Below are 19,905 nucleotides of genomic sequence, written 5' to 3'. Positions count from 1 at the left end.
CCTCCCCTGTCTACGAAAATTCCCTGGCCACGGCATCCCGCAACTCCACACGCGCGCGCGCCACCAAGTCAGGAGCCGACGGGCGGTCGGCAAGCACATCGGCCAGTCTTCCCACGACGGCGCCCGTCCCCTTTCCGAGCGGCTGCGCGGCCCCGGCTTCAAGCAGCAGGTACGACGCCGTCAGCGCCTCGATAACCAAGAGTTTTTCGGCAGCCTCCAACGACTTTTCGAGCTGCTGCAGGGCGAGCGGGGCCAGCGTCGAATGGTCCTCGACGTCGGCAGAAAGTGTCGGCGCCCCGAGCGTCGCCGGTGCGGCGAGGAACTTGAGTTCGGCCAACAGTCCTGCGGCCGAGTACCAGAGCAGCCCGGGAAGTTCTTCTTTGGCCAGGCCCTCCACGAAGGCTGCCTGCAGGTGGCGGGCCCGGATAGCCCGTTGCGGAGGATACAACTTGGCGATACGACGTTCACTGGAAATCCCGACGTGGGCCAAGGCCAGCCGCAGGCCCTCAAAGGCGAGAGCCAGTTGCATCGGTTGGAAGTTCCCGCCGGACACCATCTGCCCGGAGTCGACATCTACCAAGGGATTATCGCCGCGGCCGTTCAACTCAACCTCCAACGCAGTACCGAGTTGCGTCACCAGGGTTCGGAAAGCCCCGTGCGTCTGAGGCGCGGCTCGGAACGATAACGCATCCTGCACCGATACTTCGGGGCGAACGTCCTCCAACCACCCACCGCTCAGAAGACGGCGGACCGCGGCAGCCGACTCCCGCTGCCCGTCCACCGCCTTGGCCGCCTGGATGGCCGGCGAAAACGGGCTGAGGTTCCCGCCGCCGTCGTACCTTGCGATCGTCTCCAGCGAGAGGGAAAGTGCGACGTCGGCCAGCTCGGCCAGGTGCTGCAACCGCACCAAAGCGAGGGTTCCTACCCCCACCGAGTACGCATTGGCACTGACCAAGGCGAGGGCCTCGCCGGGCGCGAGAACAAGTGGCTGGAGACCGGCGTCGGCGAGCGCTTTCTCGCCTGGGATCAGCGTGTCGTCTGCGTCAAACGCTTCGCCCTCGCCCAAGGCGACGGCCGCGACGGCGGCAAGTTGGGTCAGGTCCGACGAGCCCACAGAGCCTTCCCGAGGGATGGCGGGGAAGACTCCACGGTTGAACATTTCCGCGTAGAAGCCTGCTGTTTCGGGTCGCACGCCGGAACCACCGCGGCTGAAACCGAAAAGCCGGGCAAGGATTACCGCTCGGGCAGCAGCCCGGTCCAGATACGAGCCCACACCACTGTTGTGATACCTGACCACCTGTAATTGATACGCCAGGAGCGACCTCTCCTCCACAGCCGTATCCCGGCCTGAGCCAAGCAAGGTGTTGAGCCCGTAGACTCGCTTCCCGGAGGCCGCGGTCAGCTCTACTAGTTCCCTCGACTTACGCATTAAAGACAACGCTTCTTGGTTGAGTTCCACGTGAAACGAGCGGTTTTCAGCGGCCAACGCCACTGCGGTCGCCCGCACCGGAGCCGCACTAATCAGGAAGGTTCGTGGTTCAGCCGACACCATCAGAAGTCCAAGAGATTCTGCCGGAAACCACCGTTGCCGTAACTCCTCCTCAACAAGCCGCGCCGCCGCAGTTCAGGGGTGAGTTTGTCCAACACACCGTGCACGGTCACCGGGTCCACGAAGCCGGAAAAAAGGAAACCGTCGCCGCCCACTTCAGACCCTGTCGACTCCAGATAATCGGCGATTTCGCCAACCGTCCCAATGATCGAATCACCCGCTCCCCCGCTGCGCGCCTGCAGGATCTGCCTCAGTGTGGAACCCGGAGGGGCCGCCTTGGCGAAATGCTCCAGCGTCCCTTGGTTGCTGTTGGTGCTCAACTCCGGCAGCGGAGCGTCGAGGTCGAACTGCTTGAAGTCGATCACTGAAAGGTAGGAGATGGAGTTGAGCTGGCTGTCGATGTCGCGTTGGGTGAGTTCACGCCTCAGTGCCCGCAACTCCTCAGCCTCGGCCGTGGAACCAACAACGGTGGGCTTCAGGACAAAAAGTACCTTGACGTCGTCGGGATCGCGGCCGGCCTTCGCAGCTTCAGCGCGGATCGAATCCCGGTAGGACTTCATCCCATCAACGCCACGGGCCAAGGCAATGGCGACGTCGGCATGCCCGCCCGCGAACGCCTTGCCTCTGGGTGAAGCCCCGGCCTGCACCAGCACGGGTTCTTCCGGCAAAGGCGCAGTGTTCAGCGGACCCCTGACCTTGAAGAAGTCGCCCTCATGGTTGATCGGGTGCACTTTACTGTGGTCCGCGAACACCCCCGTCTCAACGTCCTCAAGCACAGCGCCAGGTTCCCAACTGCGCCAGAGCCTCCTGACGACGTCGACAAATTCCTCCGCTTTCTCGTACCGGAGGTCGTGTTCGATTTGCTGATCCAACCCGTAATTCTGTGCTGCGAGGTCGCTGCCGGAGGTGACCACGTTCCAGCCAAGCTGCCCTTCAGAGAAGTGTTGCAGCGTGGCCAGGAGCCGGGCGGCGGTGAAGGGCGGGTAGAAGGAAGCGCTGACGGTCGGGACGATCCCCAAATGCTCTGTTGCTGAGAGAAGGTACGGGACCAGCGCCAACGGATCGTGCTTCGGAGCGAAAGACGCGTGGGCCAAGGAGACCTCGGCCGTGCCGCCGTAAGTGTCCGGGACGGTGAGTGAATCCTCGATGATGAACAGGTCCAACCCGGACTGCTCAAAGGCCCGGACAGCATCCTGATACAGGGCGGGTTTCTTCCAGTCGTAGCCCAGGATATAGCCGGGAGTCCCCCAGCCCTGGACACCAAAACCGTGACCCACGAACCATCCAAAGTGCAGCATGGGCTTGAGTGTAGAACTGCTCTGTCCGTTCACCGCGACCTGATTTCATGCGAAGTTACAGGGGTTCCTACTGCGTCAATTATGCTCCCGGGGCGTCACATTTGGGCGGGACTGATGACGGCTCGGATTTTCCACATACGGCGATCGCATTGTTTCGAAAACAGCATGGGTCGGGAATGATCGCTGTATGAGTTCACCCAGCCGTTCTTCCGCCAAGTCTTCCGCCAAGGACCGACTTTCGGGCGTCTGGGCGCTAAAGGGCTACAAACGCGAGTGGCTGCGGCACGACGTCGTGGCGGGTGCTGCCCTCTTCGCCCTGCTGGTGCCCGCCGGCATGGCCTATGCGCAGGCGGCTGGCCTTCCACCCGTCACCGGGCTCTACGCCACTGTGGTCCCGCTGCTGGTTTACGCGGTCGTAGGGCCTTCCCGCATCCTGGTCCTCGGCCCCGATTCTGCCCTCGCCCCCATGATCGCCGCGGCAATCGTGCCGCTGGCGGCAGGCAGCAGCGAAAAGTCGGTGGCGCTCGCCGGACTATTGGCCGTGTTAATCGGGGTAATCATGCTGGCCGGGTCTGCCATGAAACTCGGGACCATCACCGGACTGCTCTCCAAGCCCATCCGGCTGGGGTACCTGAACGGGATCGCGCTGCTGGTGGCCCTTTCGCAGCTGCCGGCGTTCCTGGGGATAGAGGCCGACGGCGACATCTGGCAGAAGCTCGCGAAGGTCACCACCGGGGGGGCTCACCGGAGGCGTCAACCTTCCTGCGCTGCTGCTGGGTGTTGGATCGCTTGCCCTGATCTGGATCCCCAGGCTGCTGAAGTGGAAGGTACCCGGCGTCCTGCTGGCCGTGGTCGCCTCCTGTCTCGCCACGGCGTTCTTGGGACTGAACGACGACGTCAAGGTCACCGGAGTCTTACCCCAAGGCCTCCCGATGCCCGCTCTCGGCGGCATTGGCTGGGCAGACGCAGTGGCCCTGCTTCCCGCGGCCGCGGGTATTGCCCTCATGGCCTTCGCGGACACCGGCGTCCTTTCGCAAACGCTGGCGGCCAAGGAAGGAAAGAAGGTCTCTGGCAACAGGGAAATGGCAGCCCTCGGAGCGGCCAATGCTGCCACGGGCCTGCTGGGCGGATTCCCCATCTCCGGCAGTACATCGAGGACCCCCGTAGCCGTGGATGCCGGTGCCAAGTCCCAGATGACCGGCGTGGTGGGTTCAGTGCTGGTACTGGCGTTCATGCTGCTCGCTCCCGGAGTGACCGAGTACCTACCCTCCGCAACCTTGGCCGCCGTCGTGATCGCTGCCGCAATCGCGCTGGCGGACCCGGCGGGCGTCCGGCGGCTCCTGAGCATGAGCAGGAGCGAATCCGTGGTGATGCTGGCGGCATTCCTGGGCGTCCTCACGGTGGGTGTCCTCCAAGGGATCGTGGTGGCAATTGTTCTGGCACTCTTGGACTTCGTTCGCCGCGCGTGGGACCCCTACCGCACTGAACTCGGTTCACAGGAGGGACGCCCCGGTTACCACGACCTCGCACGCCACCCGGAAGGCGAACGCATCCCGGGACTCCTGATCCTCCGCTTCGATGCACCGCTGTTCTTCGGCAATGGACAGGTCCTTGCAAGCTTTGTCCGGGAGCAACTGGACGAAACTTCGGATGAAATCTCCCACGTAATCCTGGCTGCAGAACCCATCACAGGCATCGATACCACCGCTTTGGACGACCTCGTCACACTGGATGAATGGTTGGCCCGTCACGGTGTGGATCTGGTGTTCGCCGAGCTCAAAGGCCCTGTGAAGGACAAGTTGATCCGACTCGGAACGGCAGCCCGTTTCACGCCGGACCACTTCTTTTCCACGGTGGGTGCCGCCGTCCGCGCGCTCAAGGACGAAGAGTGAAGCGGCCGCCGATTACGCAACATGACGACGGCCCAGCCGCCCGCAAGTGCGGCCGGATGCCCGTGGATGTTACGTTTTTCTTGAGTAATGAGCACCAGCGCAAAGCCCTGACTTGCTGGTCGGCAACCCTCTCTCCGGCGGGGTGCCTCAGGTGACTACTCGGCGTATCGACAATTCGTACTGCAAGCGTGACTGAGGAGCACCAGCTATGCCTGAACCCACTGAAGAAAAACTCTCCTACCGCCTGGTGACAGGTCCTGATACCCGCGACTTCTGCGAGCGCATCCACAATGCCCTCGCCGAAGGCTATGTCCTCCACGGCAGCCCGGCAGCTACGTTCAACGGCACCGACGTCATCGTCGCCCAAGCCGTTGTCCTGCCAACCGCGATCGCCACCGCGGATGCCGCCGTTGCGAACGCCGTTGATCAGCTGGAGAACTACGACGACGAAGAAGCGTTCGAGGGCCACGCATGAGCTACGCAGGTGACCTGACCCCGCACGACGCGTGGGCCAAACTTCAAGAAGGCGCCATTCTGGTTGACGTCCGGACCGAGGGCGAATGGGCCCACATCGGCATCCCGGATACCAAAGCCACCGAGAACGACCCCCTGTTCATCCAATGGAACTTGGCCGGCGGCATTCCGAACTCCCGTTTCATTGAGGACCTTCAGCAGCAAGCTCCCGAGGACGACGGCGTTGAGCTGGTGTTCCTGTGCCGTTCAGGGCAACGCTCCATTTCGGCGGCCATCGCCGCCACACAGGCAGGCTTTACTGCCTTCAACGTTCTTGAGGGCTTCGAAGGCGAACCGGACCGCTACGGCGAGCGCACCGTCAACGGATGGAAGAATCGCGGCCTGCCAACGAATCTGGGGACCGAGTAAGTGACTTTCAATCCCGACGCCACTGGCTGGAGCCCTGACACCCAGGCCGTACGCGGTGGCCTTGACCGTACCAACTTCCAGGAAACGTCCGAGCCCGTTTTCCTGAACTCCGGCTTCGTCTACGAATCTGCCGCCGCAGCGGAGCGCGCCTTCACCGGCGAGGACGAACGATTCGTCTACTCCCGCTACGGCAACCCCTCCGTGGCCACGTTCCAGGAGCGGCTGCGGCTGCTCGAAGGAACCGAGGCGTGCTTTGCGACGGCGTCCGGCATGTCCGCGGTGTTCACCGCCCTGGGTGCACTGCTGGCTGCCGGCGACCGTGTGGTTGCTGCCCGCTCGCTATTCGGTTCCTGCTTCGTGATCCTCAACGAGATTCTGCCGCGCTGGGGTGTAGAGACGGTCTTCGTGGACGGCCCGGACTTGGAGCAGTGGCGCGAAGCCCTGTCCGAGCCGACCACCGCGGTGTTCTTCGAGTCACCGTCAAACCCCATGCAGGAGATCGTCGATATCGCTGCCGTCAGCGAACTCGCGCACGCCGCTGGCGCGACAGTGGTCGTAGACAATGTCTTTGCCACTCCCTTGCTGCAACGCTGCGGTGAGCTGGGCGCAGACGTGATCGTGTACTCCGGAACCAAGCACATCGATGGTCAGGGACGAGTCCTTGGCGGCGCGATCCTGGGCACCAAGGAATTCATTGATGGCCCGGTGAAGCAACTCATGCGACACACCGGCCCGTCCCTGTCGGCGTTCAATGCCTGGGTGCTGACCAAGGGCTTGGAGACTATCGGGCTGCGGGTGAACCACAGCTCGGCTTCTGCTTTGAAGATCGCAGAGTGGCTCGAGCAGCAGCCTGCCATCAGCTGGGTCAAGTACCCGCTGTTGAAGTCCCACCCTCAGTATGAGCTCGCTGCGAAGCAGATGAAGGCCGGCGGTACCGTGCTGACATTTGAGCTTTCGCCTTCGGCCGGGCGCTCAGCCAAAGAGGCAGCGTTTGCCTTGCTGGACGGCCTCCGCGTCATCGACATCTCCAATAACCTCGGTGATTCAAAGTCCCTCATCACGCATCCGGCCACCACCACCCACAGGGCCATGGGGCCGGAAGGCCGTGCGGCGATCGGGCTTTCCGATGGCGTGGTTCGCCTATCTGTCGGGCTTGAAGACGTGGACGACCTCATCTTGGATCTGGAGAAGGCACTCAAACAGGTCTAACCTTGCTGCCATGAGCGGGAACCATCCCTATCGCCGTGCCGGAGCAGTAATAGTTGCCGGCACGGCGATGTGGTTCATCGGAATTTCGCCGGTCTCACGCGTCTACATCACCCCTGACGACGACGAGCGCCTTCGGATGCTGGAAGCCGGCCAGCGCGGCTGGATAACAGGCCAGCACATTACCGCCGCCGGGACCGTCGCAGTGCCTGTGGGATTCGCGGCATTCGCCCGCGCCATCCCAGCCTCGGGCATTCCACGCAGACGGGCAAAGAAGTGGGCCTACGCCGCGGCGGCCGCGCTGCTGGCCGGTGCACCGCTCTTCGTCTCCAGCGTTGCCCGGCGGGCTTCCGACATTGAAGGGTTCGCCTACCGCCGCGGTTCCAGCGCTCCGTTCCTGGCGTATTCCGGGCTGCATGTTGTGGCGTTGGCTGCGCTCGGCGGGAGCCTTCTTTCTTTACCTGCCAAACGATGGATCGCGGTCACGGCTGCGGCCGCCGCGCCCATCTACGGAGCCGTCCTTCTGGCCAAGAAGGACATCCCCCCGCTCTTTTTCTACCTCGTGGAGGGGGCCGTCGGCGCCTACCTGATGGCCTGGGAAGAGCCGGAAGCCGACAAGCCTAGGGCCGCCTGACCCGGGTCAGCATGGGCGAGGGATCCTTGTGGGCATCGGCGGCAGCGCCGCGCACGGTCACCTTCGCAGCATGTCCGACGACGGCGGCCAAAGCTTCTTTGGTTGGTGGACTTCCCGTCTGGGTTTGCCCGTCGCGCTGCCTTTTGTTGTAGCGTTCAGCGGCTTCCCGTTGCTCATGTGCACCATTGCCCCGCTCCAGTAAGTTGGAAATCCCTGCTTTGACGAGCTCCAACTCATTCTGGTCGTCAAGGACCGGGCTCAGGTAATCAACCAACGCCCACACGACGTCCGCAGCTGGCTGGGGCAGGAAGTCACCGAAGTCCAGGAGATCTCCGCGCAGACCCGAATTACTGGCCTGCCAACTCGCCATCCGCAGGAGTGCCGTGGGCACCGCGGTGGGTTCCACGCCGTCGAGCATTTCCAAGGAAGCCGTCTCCACCAACGCCCGCACCAGCACCGCCATAAGAGCTGCGTCCTCAGCACGAAGGCAGACATCGGCGACGCGGACTTCCACAGTGGGGTGGTTCCTGGAGATGCGGGCATCGAAGTAGATCATCCCCTCATCCATGATCACGCCCGTATCCAAGAGACGCTTCACGATGCGTCGATAAGCAGTAAGGGAGCCAAAGACTGAGGAAGGGCCGGACGTCGGCCAGCGGTTCCAGGCCTGGGTGCGGTAGCTATCAAAACCGGTGGGTAGCCCCCGCCAGTAAGGCGAGTTGGCGGTTAGGGCTGTCAGGACGGCGAGTTTGTCCCGAATGTGGTCCAATACCACCACGCCTTCCTCGGGCGACTCCACCGAGGTGTGCACATGGAATCCGCACGTCAGCTGCTCCGTGGCAATGATGCCGAAGCGATCCAGCATTGCGGCATACCGGGGGTCCGGAGTTGTATGAGTATTCGAGGCCAGTGGAGACGTGGCTATCGCAGCCACCCGTGCTCCGTGCTGACGGGCGGCATCATTGGCCATGGTGCGGCCGCGACGTATCTGGTGCAGGAGGTCGTCGTAGCCGTGGCACGGCCGGGTCTGGGTTTCGATCTGCTCCAGCTTGAGTTCGTGGCTGAGACCTGTGGCAGTTGCGGGTTCATCATGGCCCGCCATCAGCGCGTCCGCGAGGGCCAAGGGCTCGCCCGTCACAGGATCAACGATGAGCAGTTCTTCCTCAACCCCGAAAGTCCGCATGCTTCATTCTGCGTCAGGAGTGCTGGTGAGGACAGGGGCTTATGTCTCCGTGACTTTTTCGCACCCGTTCCCGCCCTTCGCACCAGAGTTACTTGGAGCAAATGGCGGAAAACGGCGAGCCGAAAGGCAGCAGGCCCTAGTCCTGGAAGTACTCGATCTTCGCACCAATGGTGTTCAGGCGCTCGGCGAGGTCCTCATAGCCGCGCTCGATCACGTAGATGTTGCGGAGCTCGGAGGTTCCCCGAGCCGCCAACATTGCCAGGAGCAGGCAGGCTGCAGGTCGCAGGGCCGGCGGGCAGCCGATCTCAGCGGCACGCCACTTGGTAGGCCCATTCACGTAGATCCGGTGCGGATCCAAAAGCTGCACTTGGGCGCCCAGCTTGTTGAGCTCCGTCAAGTAGATGGCACGGTTCTCGTAGACCCAGTCGTGGATCATGGTCTGGCCCTCGGCATTGCCTGCAATCACTGCAAAGAACGGCAGGTTGTCGATGTTCAGGCCCGGGAAGGGCATTGGGTGGATCTTGTCCTGCGGGGCACGGAGCTCGGAGGGCTTGGTAGTTACATCCACCAGCCGGGTACGACCATTGCGCGCCATGTATTCGCCGGAGATCTCGAGGTTCTGGCCCATCTGCTCCAGGGTTGCTAGCTCGATTTCCATGAACTCGATGGGAACCCGGCGGATGGTGACCTCGGAGTTGGTCACGATCCCTGCGGTGATGAGGCTCATTGCCTCGATGGGGTCTTCAGACGGGAAGTACTCAATGTCTACATCAATGGCTGAGCGTCCGGTGATCTTCAGCGTGGTGGTTCCGACACCGTCGATGTCCACGCCCAAGCCCTGCAAGTAGAAGCAGAGGTCCTGCACCATGTAGTTGGGGCTGGCGTTCCGAATGATGGTGGTGCCCTCACGGTGGGCTGCCGCCATGATGGCATTCTCCGTCACGGTGTCGCCGCGTTCGGTCAGAACGAAGGAACGGTGGAGTTCGTCGCCAGGAGGTGCAGTCACGGAGTAGAAACCGGACTTCGCTTCCACCTCGAGGCCGAACTGGCGAAGCGCTTGCATGTGCGGTTCCACCGTGCGCGTCCCCAGATCGCAGCCACCTGCATAGGGCAGCAGGTATTCGCTGGTTTCGTCCAGGAGCGGACCGAGCAACATAATGACGCTGCGTGTGCGTCGGGCGGCGTCAACGTCCATGGATTCGAGATCCAGGACCTCGGGGCGGCGGAGACGGAGGTCGCTTCCGTTGAGCCACGTGCATTCCACACCGATGGACGTCAATACTTCGACGATCCTGTTGACTTCCTCGATCCGTGCCAGCCGACGCAAAGTGGTGGTTCCGCGGTTGATCAGGCTGGCACACAAGAGGGCGACGCCGGCATTCTTACTGCTGTTGACGTCCACTTCGCCGGAGAGGGTCCGGCCACCCTCCACGCGGAGGTGGGTCATCTGCGGCTTGCCCACTTTGACGATGGAGCGTCCGAAGATGGCTTCAAGGCGTTCGATCATCCGGAGGCTAAGATTTTGTTTGCCCTGTTCCATTCGGGCAATTGCACTCTGGCTGGTTCCCAGCTCAGTAGCCAGCTGCCCCTGCGTCCAGCCCTTTTCACCGCGGGCGTCGCGGAGCAGGAGGCCTACATTCTCGGCGGTAGGTTGCGTCATATCCAAAAAATATCACAAATGAGCTAGAAGTGAAGAGCAAAACGCGGATTCAGCGGCCCACATCACACCGTACCCGTTCTGTGCGATATAAAGAGCGACGCCGCTCGGTCACCCTCCCTGAACGCTTTCCCTCAATATCATCAAGGGCAGAGCTCCCCATTGTGCCCCAACGAGGGCTAGCGAAGGATGTACAGGAAAGCTCAGGGGGAAATATGCCTTTCTACGGCGCCGACGTCGATCAACTCAAAGCACTATCAAAAGCGCTCGCCAGCGGAGCATCTCTGCTGACCAGCCGTGCCCGGGAACTCGACTTCCTGATCACCCAGGGCAGTTCCTGGCAGGGACAAGATGCCAGGCGCTTCGCTTCCGACTGGCAGGGCCACCTACGGCCCCTGCTTGAAAGGACCTCGCGCGGGATAGAAGAAGCGTCCAAGTCCGTGCTGACCAATGCCGACGAGCAGTCGGGCGCGTCTACCGAAGGCGGAAACTCCGGCAACCCGGGTAACGACGCAACAATAAAGACAGCGGCTGCCACGGACCCCACCCAGCCCACACCCCAGGAAATCCTGGATAAGTACCAAGTCAGCGACGCCGAAACCACCAACTGGCCCGGCGACTGGGACCCGCTGCGGTTCGTGGTGGACCAGAAGGTGGTGACCGAGAAGGAAGCGGAACTCCTGAATGGCCTCGGCCCCTTTGAGCTGAACGCTTTCAAGGGCATCCACGACGACGCGTTCAGTGTTGCCGACGAGCGCTTCCCCAGCGAAGATCGCAATGACGACCAGAACGATGCCTTCCGCCACGCCTACTGGAATGCCCTCATGGTGAAAGAGTTCGGCGCTGACTGGGCGGAGGATTACGCCACGGCCCACGAGCAGCTCCCCGGAAACCCGGCTCCCCGCGAGGCCATGGATCTGTACAACAATGAAGTTGGGCGCAACGTGGCCATTGCCAATCCGGACGCCAGTGCTGAGGAGCTTGCAGACTTGATCGAGGACGCCGTCAACAACGGAGACACCGTGGTGGTGGGACCTGATCTATTGCCGCACCCGTCAAACCAGGTACCCGCTGACCAGACGGGCGATGCCGGCAATGCCGAGCCCGCCCCCGGCGAGGACCCGGAGTTTAACGACGAATCCAGGACTACATCGTGACTCTTCCAAGCACCAACAACTTACGACGCCGCCCCAAGACTTCCGCGCTCCGTGTCGCCGTTACCAGTTTGCTCACCTTTGTCCTGGCCTGCGCCTTGGCATCCTGTTCCCTCGGAGGATCCGTCATGCCCGAAACGAACGATCACCTGAACGATCAAGTGCTGGAGTCGGCCAAGAACGGCACATCACTCAAGCTAGCCGACGCTACGGACTTCGACTGGGACCAAGCAGGTTTCGTCACTTCCGGAACTCCGGCCAAGGACATTGAGGAGGCCTTTGGCGAACCCCTCACCAAGGAGAGCCGCTATACCGCTTCACCGGCACTCTTTGTTTTCTTGAAAGACGGCAAGGTCACCAAGGCGGTCCGCATTGTCCCGGACGCATTCTCAGGGGCGGACGCCAGGAAGAAGTACGGCCGCGACGTGGTGCTGACTCCGCCGGAGGGGCAGAAGGGCTTCCTCAACTGGCGCGAATAACCCGCGAAGAACTAGACCCGCCAGTACCCCAAGGCATCAATCCGGTGCTTGTCTACGCCGAGTTCTTTCCGCAGATGCTTGACGATTGCCCGCGTGCTTGAGGCTTCGCATGCGATCCAGAAGAAGTCCTCGCCTACGGAAACAGTGTCCGCCGTGAGCGCACCGCAGACTTCCTCCACTAAAGCGGCACCGTCGCGTTTGCGCGGAATCCAGGTGACGACGTCGGAATCGGAGGTACGCACCTCAAGCGAGGGGTCGGCGTCGTGCTGGTATTCAAGCCAAGCGGTCACTGGAGCCGTGCCCGCGGCTACACGCCGCCGCTCATCCAGGAGCGAATTAATTGCCGGGATGGAGGCAGGATCGCCCACCACCCAGATCCGACGCGGGGCGGGCTGCGGGAAGGTGAAGGAACTGCCCTGAACAGTGGCATCAATGGTGCCTCCGGGCTGGACGGAACGGGCCCAATCCGCCGCGACCCCGTGGTGCATCGCGAAGTCCAAACTGAACGTACCATCCGCAGGGGAGGCGTTGACCAGCGTGTAGGCACGCTGGTGGGCCTTACCGGAATCGTTGAACCAGAGACGGATCCACATAGTGGGGTGCAGGCCGCTACGCTCCAGCAGTCCCCCATCACGCACGTGCACGCGCAGGAAGTCCGGGGTGATCTCTTCCCGCCCCGTGACCTCCAGGGTGAAGTCCTTGGCGCCCATGACTTTGAGGACGACGCTTTCCCAATTGCGCTTCAAGCAACACTCCTTCACGAATGTCCACGATTTGTGAACGGGGCCAAAGCCATTTATCTTGAACTTAAGTAAGCCTAACCTAAGCTCGAAAGCGGCCAGAGATTATGACGCCTGCCCAGACGCCCACGTCCGCCCCGGCAGGCGGCCCCGGAGCGTACCGTGACGAGTGGGGAATCCCGCATTTGTGGGCTGATTCCGCCGATGAACTCGCCTTTCTGCAAGGCGTGAATGCAGCCAAGGACCGCTCATGGCAGATCGAGCTGGAACGGTGGCGCTCGGAAGGCCGCGCAGCCGAGGTACTGGGCACCGACGTGGTGGTCTGGGATCGGTTCGCCCGCCAAGCCCGGCTGAATGACACCGCACGTCGCTGCTTTGAGAACCTCGACGCCGCCACTCAGCGCTGGTGCGGACACTACGTGGCGGGCATCAACCAGGCCCTGGCAGACGGCCGACGTGGTGGGCCCGAGTTCGAAGAATCCGGCAGCCTACCCGAGCCTTGGAATCCGTGGACTCCGCTCGGCGTCTTCCTGGTGCACCACATCCTGTTTTCCACTTTCCCCAACAAGCTGTTCCGGGCCCACGTCGCGCGGACCCTTGGGGACGACGCCGTGAGCCTATTCAGCATCGAAGCACCGGTTTGGTCAGGCAGCAACGCTTGGGCAGCGCATGGCTCGACGACGACCAGTGGACTTCCCTTGATTGCCGGCGACCCCCACCGCCTCATGGAGCTGCCCGGCGTCTACCAGCAAATACGGCTCGCCTGCCCGGAATTCGATGCGATCGGATTCGCGTTCCCCGGTGTTCCCGGCCTCCCCCATTTCGCCCATACAGGCAGCACCGCTTGGGCCATCACCAACGCCATGGCCGACTACCAGGACCTTTTCATCGAGGAGTTGCGCCGGGTCAGCGACTTCACGGGTGAGCGCATCGAGGCGCGCGGAGCGGAAGGCTGGGAACCCGTCGTCGTGAGTTTCGAAACCATCCGCGTCCGCGACGGCGAGGCTGTGTCCGTTGAGATTATCGAGACCGATCGGGGTCCGGTCATCTCGGAAACGCCCGACGGCGGCGCCCTCAGTTTGCGCTTCCCGGCCAGGATTGAGGGGCGGTTGGGTTTCGAGGCCCTCCTGCCGCTGCTGCGGAGCCGGAACGTCTCCGAGGTGGAGGCTGCCTTCGATGCCTGGGTTGAGCCGGTTAACAGTGTGGTGGCCGCGGACGTTCACGGGTCTGTGAGGCATTTCCTTGCCGGGCTGGTCCCGCAGCGCAATCCGGCCAACCGGCGCCTTCCCGCTCCGGCCTTCTCCGCTCGTCATGACTGGGAGGGCCAGTACGTGATCCTGCCCCGTGCTGAGGTCCAGCAGTTTGCCGTGAGCGCGAACGACCGCGCGGCAGGAGGCGGTGATCAAGTGGCGATGGAGTTTGCACCTGCGCATCGTGCCCGGCGCATCCGGGAATTGCTGGAGCTAACGCCCGGACCTTTGTCCGTGGATGACATGCAGGCCATCCACGTGGACACCCTGCTGGGTCCGTGGCCGATGTTCCGATCAATGCTCTCCGGCATGGACGTCCAGGACCTGTCCTTGGAGGCGAAGGATTTGCGGGCCCTTCTGTTGGACTGGGACGGCCTGATGGAGGCCGGCAGTCATCACGCTGCCGTTTTCGCGGCGTGGCGTGGTGCGCTGGTCCAGCGACTGGCACGGCATTCCGCGCTTGCGCCATTGAATGAGCCCACAGGCTACTCACCCTTGTTCGGGCCCTGGTTGTCAGTGGCGTCCCGCATCGGTTTCGCCCTTGAGACCCTGCTGGCTGGCGGTTCCGAGCTTGGCATCAGCGTTGGAGTGGAAGCTGCCGCGGCGCTTGAAGACGCTGCGTTGGAGGAATCCATGCTGAACGGTGCTGCCTGGGGTGACCGGCACAAGCTCCTGGCCGTTCATGTCCTCCCCGGCCCGCTCCATTCATCGGCGCCCACTGCCGACCTCAGTGGAGATACCGGGTGTGTCCTGTGCACCGAGAGCCTCCCCGGCGTCGAAGACCGGAGTTTCCGCGGACCCGTAGCCCGCTACGTTTGGGACCTGGCCGATCGGCAGAACAGCCGCTGGATCGTGCCATTCGGCGCCTCCGGCGTGCCCGGACACGAGCACTTCGCCGATCAACTCCCGCTCTGGACGGCCGGGGAACTCGCCCCGATGGTCACTGACTGGTCGCTTCTGGCCAAAGACGCTCCCTCGCTATGAAACCTTGGACCAAAACGCCCCTGACTCACCCCATTCCCGTATCAGCCCCAACATCAGCCTCCCCCATCAGCCCCGAAGGAAACCATGACCACCACCACCCAGGACTTCTCCGTCCGCACCACCGTCTACTCCGAAGAGCTCGAAGGATGGGGTGCGCTCCGGATTGTTCCGTTGGTTCCCAGCGAGGACATCGACCTCATCTTCGAATGGGTCACCCAGCCCCGCGCTAAGTTCTGGGGAATGATGGAGAATTCCCGCGAAGAAGTCCTGGAGATCTACGAGTTCCTTGACTCCTTGGAGACCCACCACGCGTTTTTGGCCACCCTTGACGGGGAGCCGTTGGCACTCTTCCAGACGTACGAGCCCCTGCACGATCCCGTCGGCGAGGCCTACCCCGCCCGCGAGGAAGATATCGGCATGCACCTGCTGCTGGCCCCGGCCACGCGGCCCATTCCGCATTTCACCCCGAAGCTGGGCACGTCCTTGATCAAGTACATGTTCTCCCTGCCGGGCAAGGACAGGATCGTGGTGGAGCCGGACTCCCGCAATGCCAAGGCCCTTCGCCGGCTGGAAGCGACATGCTTCGAGCTGGGACCCATCATTCAGCTCGCCGAGAAGGAGGCCCAATTGGGGTTCCTTACGCGGGCAGGCTTCGATGAGATTCAGGAGCAGCGGACCCGGTAGCTGCGGTCCAAAAGCGAAGTGCCGCCGGTGCCCCCAACCGGCCGGCTGCACGCTTGGTGCCTGACTCGCCAGCGCATAAAAACGCTAGCGCCAGACGAAGCTCCAGGTTCCCGCACCCACAGCCGCCAACACTGCGCCGGCTGCGATGACCAGCCCACCAAGGACCACCCACACGTCCAGCAGTGAGTACGCTGATTCGCGCGCCCACGTCCGTTGCCCACCGCCGAAGCCGCGCGCTTCCATGGTCACCGCCAGTCGGGATGCCCGCCGAACCGCCTGAACCAACAGACCGAAACTCTGGCCAAGCGTGGCCTTCAACCGCTGGAACGGGCTGCCCTGGGAACCGACTCCACGGGCGCGGCGGGCCATCCCTATGGTTTGCCATTCCTCCGCCATGAGCCCCACAAGCCTCATCGCCGCCAAAGATCCAAGGACAAAGCGGTGCGGCAGCTTGGCCTTCTGAGCCAAGGCATCGGCCAGGTCAGTGGGATCAGTGCAGGTCATCAGCAGGATGGCCGGCAACGCGATCGCCAAACCGCGCAACATGAAACCCAGCCCCAGCTCCAGGGAACCCTCGCTGATGGACCAGAGTCCGACGTCGAGCAGTACAGCGCCGCTGTCCGCCGCCACTATTGCGGTGCTCCAGCCGCCGATCGCGGCCGCAATGATCAGGGGCCAGGCTCGCTGCCACAGAAGCCTGATAGTGAGGCCTGCAAGCGGGAAGAGAGCCAGTTCCGCAAGGAGCGCGGTGGACGCAGAGACCCAGTCGATGGACAAGGCCAGCACCAGGGAGATCAGGAAGACCGACATGAACTTAGCCAAGGGGTTGGCCCGAGTCAGAAGGGCGTGGTTTCCGCGGATGTTCAGTGCGTCCCTCACGCTGCACCCGCTTCCTGATGCGTTGCTCTGCCCTGCGATATCGGGCCGAGCCGCAACTCGGTTCCGCCGAGTACTGCACTGAATTCCTGATCGTGAGTCACGGAGACCACCGCGGTCCCTGCGTCCAGCAACTCGGAAAGGAACGACGCCAGTTCGGCCCAGGTATTCGCGTCCTGTCCGAACGTGGGTTCATCGAGCACCAGGACTTTGGGGTGCGCGGCCAGCACCGTGGCCACCGAGAGGCGCCGCTTTTCACCGCCGGAAAGCGTGTAGGGGTTCGCGTCTACCAGATGTGTGAGCCGTAAACGCTCCAGCAACTCGTCCACGCGCTCTTCACCATGACCCAGATGCTTCGGACCGAACATCAACTCATCCAGGACCTTGCCCGTGACAAACTGGTGTTCCGGCTCCTGGAACACCGTCCCAATCCGAGAAATCAGCTGGTCTGCTTTCCACTTGAACGGGTCAATTCCCGCACCCTCGGAAAGCTCGACGGCGGCACTCACTGTGCCGTCCACTGGCGCCAAAAGGCCAGCCAACGTGAGAGCGAACGTGGACTTGCCGGCACCATTTGGCCCCGTAATGGTCAATGCTTGGCCTGCCCGGACCTGTGCACTGATGCCCGTTTGCACCGGAATGGGCGGGATGGTCTTGAAGCCTTTGCGCCGCTGCTTTTCACGCGAAACAGCAAGGTCCTGGGCCGCGAGGAGAAGCTGCGCGGCGTCGGGTTCATTGTGCCGCTGCCGGGTTGCCGGGACGTACCCCGGCACCCAGACGCCAGCCGACATCAGCATGGTGCGGGCCTCGGAAAGGACCTGGTCCGGGGGGCCGTCCAAGAGGACTCCGCCCGTGGCCCGCCCTGATCCTGCGGCCGTGCTGGACCCTACAGCCGACCCCGGCTGCAGAACCACAATCCTGTCCACCAGGTCTTTCCACACGGACACGCGGTGTTCCACCACGACCAGCGTTGCCCCGGTCTTGTCCAGGCATCGCGCTACAGCATCACGGACCTCCAGCACTCCTGCAGGATCCAGGTTGGCCGTTGGTTCGTCCAACAGGATCAGCCCGGGCCGCATCGCCAAAATGCCCGCAAGCGCAAGGCGCTGCTTCTGGCCGCCGGAGAGCGCCGCCGTCGGGTGATCCAACGCCAGGCCGCTGCCGGCAGCGGTGCGCAACCCGACGTCGTCGAGCGCTTCATGGACGCGGGACCAAATCTCGTCACGGGGCACGGCAAGGTTCTCGGCGCCGAAGGCAACGTCGTCGCCAACCCTGGACAAAACCACCTGCGTCTCAGGGTCCTGCTGCATCAGTCCCGCGCGCCCCCGCTGCTCGCGGGGTACAACGCCGTCAATCAGCAGGGAGCCGGTCTCATCCGAGTCGTCTTCCTCATCACCCAACACCCCGGCTAGGGCATGCAAGAGCGTGGACTTGCCCGCACCCGAAGGTCCGAGCAGCAGTACTCGCTCCCCCGGTTCGATCCGAAGGTCGAGGCCCTGAATGGCAGGGTGGGCCCGGCCGGCATGCCGCCAACCCCAGCCCTCGGCTGAGATGGCGGCAGGCCTCACCGTGCCGCTATGCGTGGCCGGCATCAGCTGAAGACGGGCTCCGAAGCGGCCTTGCGCGAGGCGAAGGAGCTCAGCACGCCGGTCTTGGCCAGGCCGCGCGTGGCCACCCAGGAGAGCGCGCCCGCGATGACTGCACCTGAAATTGTGGTGAAGGTGATGTAGGCCAGCTTGTCGACGGCTTCATAGGCGATGTTCCAACCCCACGGGAGGAAGGAGTCGTTCAGGCCGCAGAAGAGGCCCGCGCCCGCACCGGCGAGGAGGGCGGTGGGCAGGTTGAACTTCTTGTACCGGAAGGCGGCGAAAATGAGTTCGGCGCCCAGGCCCTGCAGAACGCCGGAGATGAGCACGGTGGTGCCGTACTGCGAACCCATGATGAGCTCACCGGTAGCGGCAACAGTTTCGCAGAACAGGGCTGCACCCGGCTTGCGGATTATGAGCATGCCCAGGACCGCGGGGATCATCCAGCCGCCGGCAATCAGGCCGGTGAGCGGCGGATACGTCGCGTTCATGGGGATGGATACCAGTGCGGCGCCTTGGGACCATGCCCAGAAGATCACGCCGCCCGCGATGGCGATCAAGGCCGCCACAACAATGTCTACAACACGCCAGTTATAACTGGTCTTCTTCACGTTTACCGTGGTCATTTTTCTGCCTCCTGAGGTTACAGGAGGGGAAAGTGCTCCCCGGAATCCGATTGGCCTGCGCCGTCCGGATCCGGACACTCTGAGAAGCTCGACTCCCTTGCGCCGGTACTAACCGGATCAGGTTCGAGGGTCTGCGGCTGTCCGCACTCTCAGCGCCCTCGCGTCTCCTGCATTTCTGCAGAGTCCGACGGCGGCGCTCCCCTGTCGTTATCAAATCTGCCCTGATGGGCTGGTTCAGTTTACACCTGAGTCTGTGGCGGGTGTTGGTCTGTTGCCGGCATGCGGTCACAATCGGCAGTGGTGGTGCGTTCCAGGGCTCCCGGGGGCGCGTTGCGAGGCCCGCTCTACACCCATCCCCCACACCTTTCCCTGCACACCAGGCCCCACAACCAAACCTGGCCCGTTGCGAGGCCCGCTCTACACCCATCCCCCACGCCATTCCCTGCACACCAGGCCTCACAACCGACCTGAGAGAATGAACCAGCAGACTCGACCGCGGCAAAGGGGCACAATTCATGACGGACCTACCCACACAGGATCACCCTGCCAGCGACACTCCAGTGCCCGAACCCCGGCTCGCCGCGAGCGTCATCCTGCTCCGTGACGCGCCGGGCGGGCTCGAAGCTTTCGTCCAGCACAGAGTTAGCACCATGGACTTCGCTGCGGGCATGGTGGTCTTCCCTGGAGGCCGGGTGGATGCCGCGGACGAGTCCGGGTGGGACTACCCCGCGGAACTCCTCCGAAGGCATGCCGTTGACTGGCAGCACAGCTCCATCTCCACGGCCCGGGGCGAAGCCACCAGGAACGCCGGAACGGTGCTTACCGCCGCAATCCGTGAAGTCAGGGAGGAAGCCGGGCTCAGCATCGAGGCCACGGACCTCCGCCCATGGGCCAACTGGATCACGCCGACAGATATGCCCAAGCGATTCGACACCTACTTTTACGTGGCCAGGCCCTCCCCCGGCGCCGAACCCCGTCACCAAACAACGGAGGCCTGGCAATCACTATGGATGCGGGTGGCGGACATTCTTGCCGCGGAGGCTGCCGGCACCCTGAAACTGATGCCGCCCACGTATTACCTGCTCAAAGAAATCGCCGGGTTCGCCACCGTGGATGCTGTTTGGTCCGCCGAGCACGATGTTGTTCCGGTACTGGCACCTGTCGGTTCCATGGCGGCGTTCCTCAAGGAGCGCGAAAACCGCCGCTAACGGTTGAGACGAGCCGG

The 19,905-nt window shown here is 63.1% G+C and carries 18 protein-coding genes, 1 pseudogene and 2 riboswitches; of the genes and pseudogenes, 11 read left to right on the top strand and 8 right to left on the bottom strand.

Annotation, left to right across the window (positions count from 1 at the left end; genetic code table 11):
- Nucleotides 1-10: 10 nt before the first annotated feature.
- Together M1D89_RS04635 and M1D89_RS04630 are read right to left on the bottom strand one after the other, a co-directional pair.
- The gene (locus M1D89_RS04635; RefSeq protein WP_498648452.1) at nt 11-1,552 is read right to left on the bottom strand and encodes an aromatic amino acid ammonia-lyase; all 1,542 of its coding nucleotides are present in this window, start codon (nt 1,550-1,552) and stop codon (nt 11-13) included.
- Nucleotides 1,552-2,880, bottom strand: a complete 1,329-nt coding sequence (locus tag M1D89_RS04630) for an NtaA/DmoA family FMN-dependent monooxygenase (protein WP_498648450.1) — start codon at nt 2,878-2,880, stop codon at nt 1,552-1,554. Before M1D89_RS04630 ends, M1D89_RS04635 begins: the two co-directional genes overlap by 1 nt.
- Nucleotides 2,881-3,034: 154 nt before the next feature.
- On the opposite strand from M1D89_RS04630, the pseudogene M1D89_RS04625 reads away from it, so the two are divergent.
- The 6 genes and pseudogenes from M1D89_RS04625 to M1D89_RS04600 all read left to right on the top strand — a co-directional run.
- A pseudogene (locus M1D89_RS04625) lies at nt 3,035-3,529 on the top strand (SulP family inorganic anion transporter); the annotation flags it as partial.
- Nucleotides 3,530-3,614: 85 nt separating this feature from the next.
- Nucleotides 3,615-4,739 (top strand): SulP family inorganic anion transporter, encoded by a 1,125-nt coding sequence (locus M1D89_RS04620; protein ID WP_498650895.1) that lies wholly within the window; start codon nt 3,615-3,617, stop codon nt 4,737-4,739.
- An 83-nt stretch (nt 4,740-4,822) separates the two neighbouring features.
- Nucleotides 4,823-4,934, top strand: a riboswitch (SAM riboswitch).
- Nucleotides 4,935-4,947: 13 nt separating this feature from the next.
- Nucleotides 4,948-5,214 carry a DUF1737 domain-containing protein gene (locus tag M1D89_RS04615; protein ID WP_054808796.1) on the top strand — a complete coding sequence of 89 codons (267 nt, stop codon included), beginning with the start codon at nt 4,948-4,950 and terminating at the stop codon, nt 5,212-5,214.
- The gene (locus tag M1D89_RS04610; RefSeq protein WP_498648448.1) at nt 5,211-5,621 is read left to right on the top strand and encodes a rhodanese-like domain-containing protein; all 411 of its coding nucleotides are present in this window, start codon (nt 5,211-5,213) and stop codon (nt 5,619-5,621) included. Before M1D89_RS04615 ends, M1D89_RS04610 begins: the two co-directional genes overlap by 4 nt.
- Nucleotides 5,622-6,830: an O-succinylhomoserine sulfhydrylase gene (locus M1D89_RS04605; protein ID WP_017200108.1), complete on the top strand. Its 1,209-nt coding sequence runs from the start codon at nt 5,622-5,624 to the stop codon at nt 6,828-6,830.
- Nucleotides 6,831-6,840: 10 nt separating this feature from the next.
- Nucleotides 6,841-7,461 (top strand): hypothetical protein, encoded by a 621-nt coding sequence (locus tag M1D89_RS04600; RefSeq protein ID WP_498648446.1) that lies wholly within the window; start codon nt 6,841-6,843, stop codon nt 7,459-7,461.
- Here M1D89_RS04600 and M1D89_RS04595 read toward each other — a convergent pair.
- Together M1D89_RS04595 and M1D89_RS04590 are read right to left on the bottom strand one after the other, a co-directional pair.
- The gene (locus M1D89_RS04595; RefSeq protein ID WP_498648444.1) at nt 7,448-8,644 is read right to left on the bottom strand and encodes a glutamate--cysteine ligase 2; all 1,197 of its coding nucleotides are present in this window, start codon (nt 8,642-8,644) and stop codon (nt 7,448-7,450) included. The two genes, M1D89_RS04600 and M1D89_RS04595, sit on opposite strands and share 14 nt — an antisense overlap.
- Nucleotides 8,645-8,780: 136 nt before the next feature.
- The gene (locus M1D89_RS04590; RefSeq protein ID WP_091469865.1) at nt 8,781-10,304 is read right to left on the bottom strand and encodes a UDP-N-acetylglucosamine 1-carboxyvinyltransferase; all 1,524 of its coding nucleotides are present in this window, start codon (nt 10,302-10,304) and stop codon (nt 8,781-8,783) included.
- A gap of 212 nt (nt 10,305-10,516) precedes the next feature.
- On the opposite strand from M1D89_RS04590, the gene M1D89_RS04585 reads away from it, so the two are divergent.
- Together M1D89_RS04585 and M1D89_RS04580 are read left to right on the top strand one after the other, a co-directional pair.
- A complete protein-coding gene (locus M1D89_RS04585) occupies nt 10,517-11,458 on the top strand; it encodes a WXG100 family type VII secretion target (RefSeq protein ID WP_498648442.1) in 942 nt (313 codons plus the stop codon).
- The gene (locus tag M1D89_RS04580) at nt 11,455-11,934 is read left to right on the top strand and encodes a hypothetical protein (protein WP_498648440.1); all 480 of its coding nucleotides are present in this window, start codon (nt 11,455-11,457) and stop codon (nt 11,932-11,934) included. The genes M1D89_RS04585 and M1D89_RS04580 overlap by 4 nt, the downstream gene beginning before the upstream one ends.
- Before the next feature lie 11 nt (nt 11,935-11,945).
- On the opposite strand, the gene M1D89_RS04575 is transcribed toward M1D89_RS04580, so the two are convergent.
- Nucleotides 11,946-12,680 carry a siderophore-interacting protein gene (locus M1D89_RS04575; protein ID WP_498648438.1) on the bottom strand — a complete coding sequence of 245 codons (735 nt, stop codon included), beginning with the start codon at nt 12,678-12,680 and terminating at the stop codon, nt 11,946-11,948.
- A 101-nt stretch (nt 12,681-12,781) separates the two neighbouring features.
- On the opposite strand from M1D89_RS04575, the gene M1D89_RS04570 reads away from it, so the two are divergent.
- Nucleotides 12,782-14,908: a penicillin acylase family protein gene (locus M1D89_RS04570; RefSeq protein WP_498648437.1), complete on the top strand. Its 2,127-nt coding sequence runs from the start codon at nt 12,782-12,784 to the stop codon at nt 14,906-14,908.
- A gap of 84 nt (nt 14,909-14,992) precedes the next feature.
- On the top strand, nt 14,993-15,592 hold the full coding sequence (locus M1D89_RS04565) for a GNAT family N-acetyltransferase (RefSeq protein ID WP_498648435.1): 600 nt from the start codon (nt 14,993-14,995) through the stop codon (nt 15,590-15,592).
- Between the two features lie 84 nt (nt 15,593-15,676).
- On the opposite strand, the gene M1D89_RS04560 is transcribed toward M1D89_RS04565, so the two are convergent.
- Genes M1D89_RS04560 through M1D89_RS04550 form a run of 3 tightly spaced genes read right to left on the bottom strand, consistent with a single transcriptional unit; the run spans nt 15,677 to nt 18,680 of the window.
- Nucleotides 15,677-16,471 (bottom strand): energy-coupling factor transporter transmembrane component T family protein, encoded by a 795-nt coding sequence (locus M1D89_RS04560; protein WP_498648434.1) that lies wholly within the window; start codon nt 16,469-16,471, stop codon nt 15,677-15,679.
- The gene (locus tag M1D89_RS04555; RefSeq protein ID WP_498648432.1) at nt 16,468-18,060 is read right to left on the bottom strand and encodes an ABC transporter ATP-binding protein; all 1,593 of its coding nucleotides are present in this window, start codon (nt 18,058-18,060) and stop codon (nt 16,468-16,470) included. The genes M1D89_RS04560 and M1D89_RS04555 overlap by 4 nt, the downstream gene beginning before the upstream one ends.
- Nucleotides 18,060-18,680 (bottom strand): ECF transporter S component, encoded by a 621-nt coding sequence (locus M1D89_RS04550; protein WP_498648430.1) that lies wholly within the window; start codon nt 18,678-18,680, stop codon nt 18,060-18,062. The genes M1D89_RS04555 and M1D89_RS04550 overlap by 1 nt, the downstream gene beginning before the upstream one ends.
- Before the next feature lie 76 nt (nt 18,681-18,756).
- A riboswitch (TPP riboswitch) is annotated at nt 18,757-18,893 on the bottom strand.
- 302 nt (nt 18,894-19,195) lie between these two features.
- On the opposite strand from M1D89_RS04550, the gene M1D89_RS04545 reads away from it, so the two are divergent.
- Complete coding sequence (locus M1D89_RS04545) at nt 19,196-19,888, top strand: NUDIX hydrolase (protein WP_498648428.1); 693 nt, start codon at nt 19,196-19,198, stop codon at nt 19,886-19,888.
- Nucleotides 19,889-19,905 lie beyond the last annotated feature (17 nt).

The organism is Arthrobacter sp. D3-18 (assembly GCF_054408525.1).
The sequence above is the reverse complement of the archived record's forward strand: the minus strand, read 5'-3'. Positions and strand labels throughout refer to the sequence as shown.

Excerpts from the sequence above, each read along its gene's own strand:
- M1D89_RS04635 (WP_498648452.1), bottom strand. The coding sequence starts at position 1,552 with ATGGTGTCGGCTGAACCACGAACCTTCCTGATTAGTGCGGCTCCGGTG.
- M1D89_RS04615 (WP_054808796.1), top strand. The coding sequence starts at position 4,948 with ATGCCTGAACCCACTGAAGAAAAACTCTCCTACCGCCTGGTGACAGGT.
- M1D89_RS04610 (WP_498648448.1), top strand. The coding sequence starts at position 5,211 with ATGAGCTACGCAGGTGACCTGACCCCGCACGACGCGTGGGCCAAACTT.
- M1D89_RS04600 (WP_498648446.1), top strand. The coding sequence starts at position 6,841 with ATGAGCGGGAACCATCCCTATCGCCGTGCCGGAGCAGTAATAGTTGCC.
- M1D89_RS04595 (WP_498648444.1), bottom strand. The coding sequence starts at position 8,644 with ATGCGGACTTTCGGGGTTGAGGAAGAACTGCTCATCGTTGATCCTGTG.
- M1D89_RS04590 (WP_091469865.1), bottom strand. The coding sequence starts at position 10,304 with ATGACGCAACCTACCGCCGAGAATGTAGGCCTCCTGCTCCGCGACGCC.
- M1D89_RS04585 (WP_498648442.1), top strand. The coding sequence starts at position 10,517 with ATGCCTTTCTACGGCGCCGACGTCGATCAACTCAAAGCACTATCAAAA.
- M1D89_RS04570 (WP_498648437.1), top strand. The coding sequence starts at position 12,782 with ATGACGCCTGCCCAGACGCCCACGTCCGCCCCGGCAGGCGGCCCCGGA.
- M1D89_RS04565 (WP_498648435.1), top strand. The coding sequence starts at position 14,993 with ATGACCACCACCACCCAGGACTTCTCCGTCCGCACCACCGTCTACTCC.
- M1D89_RS04555 (WP_498648432.1), bottom strand. The coding sequence starts at position 18,060 with ATGCCGGCCACGCATAGCGGCACGGTGAGGCCTGCCGCCATCTCAGCC.
- M1D89_RS04550 (WP_498648430.1), bottom strand. The coding sequence starts at position 18,680 with ATGACCACGGTAAACGTGAAGAAGACCAGTTATAACTGGCGTGTTGTA.
- M1D89_RS04545 (WP_498648428.1), top strand. The coding sequence starts at position 19,196 with ATGACGGACCTACCCACACAGGATCACCCTGCCAGCGACACTCCAGTG.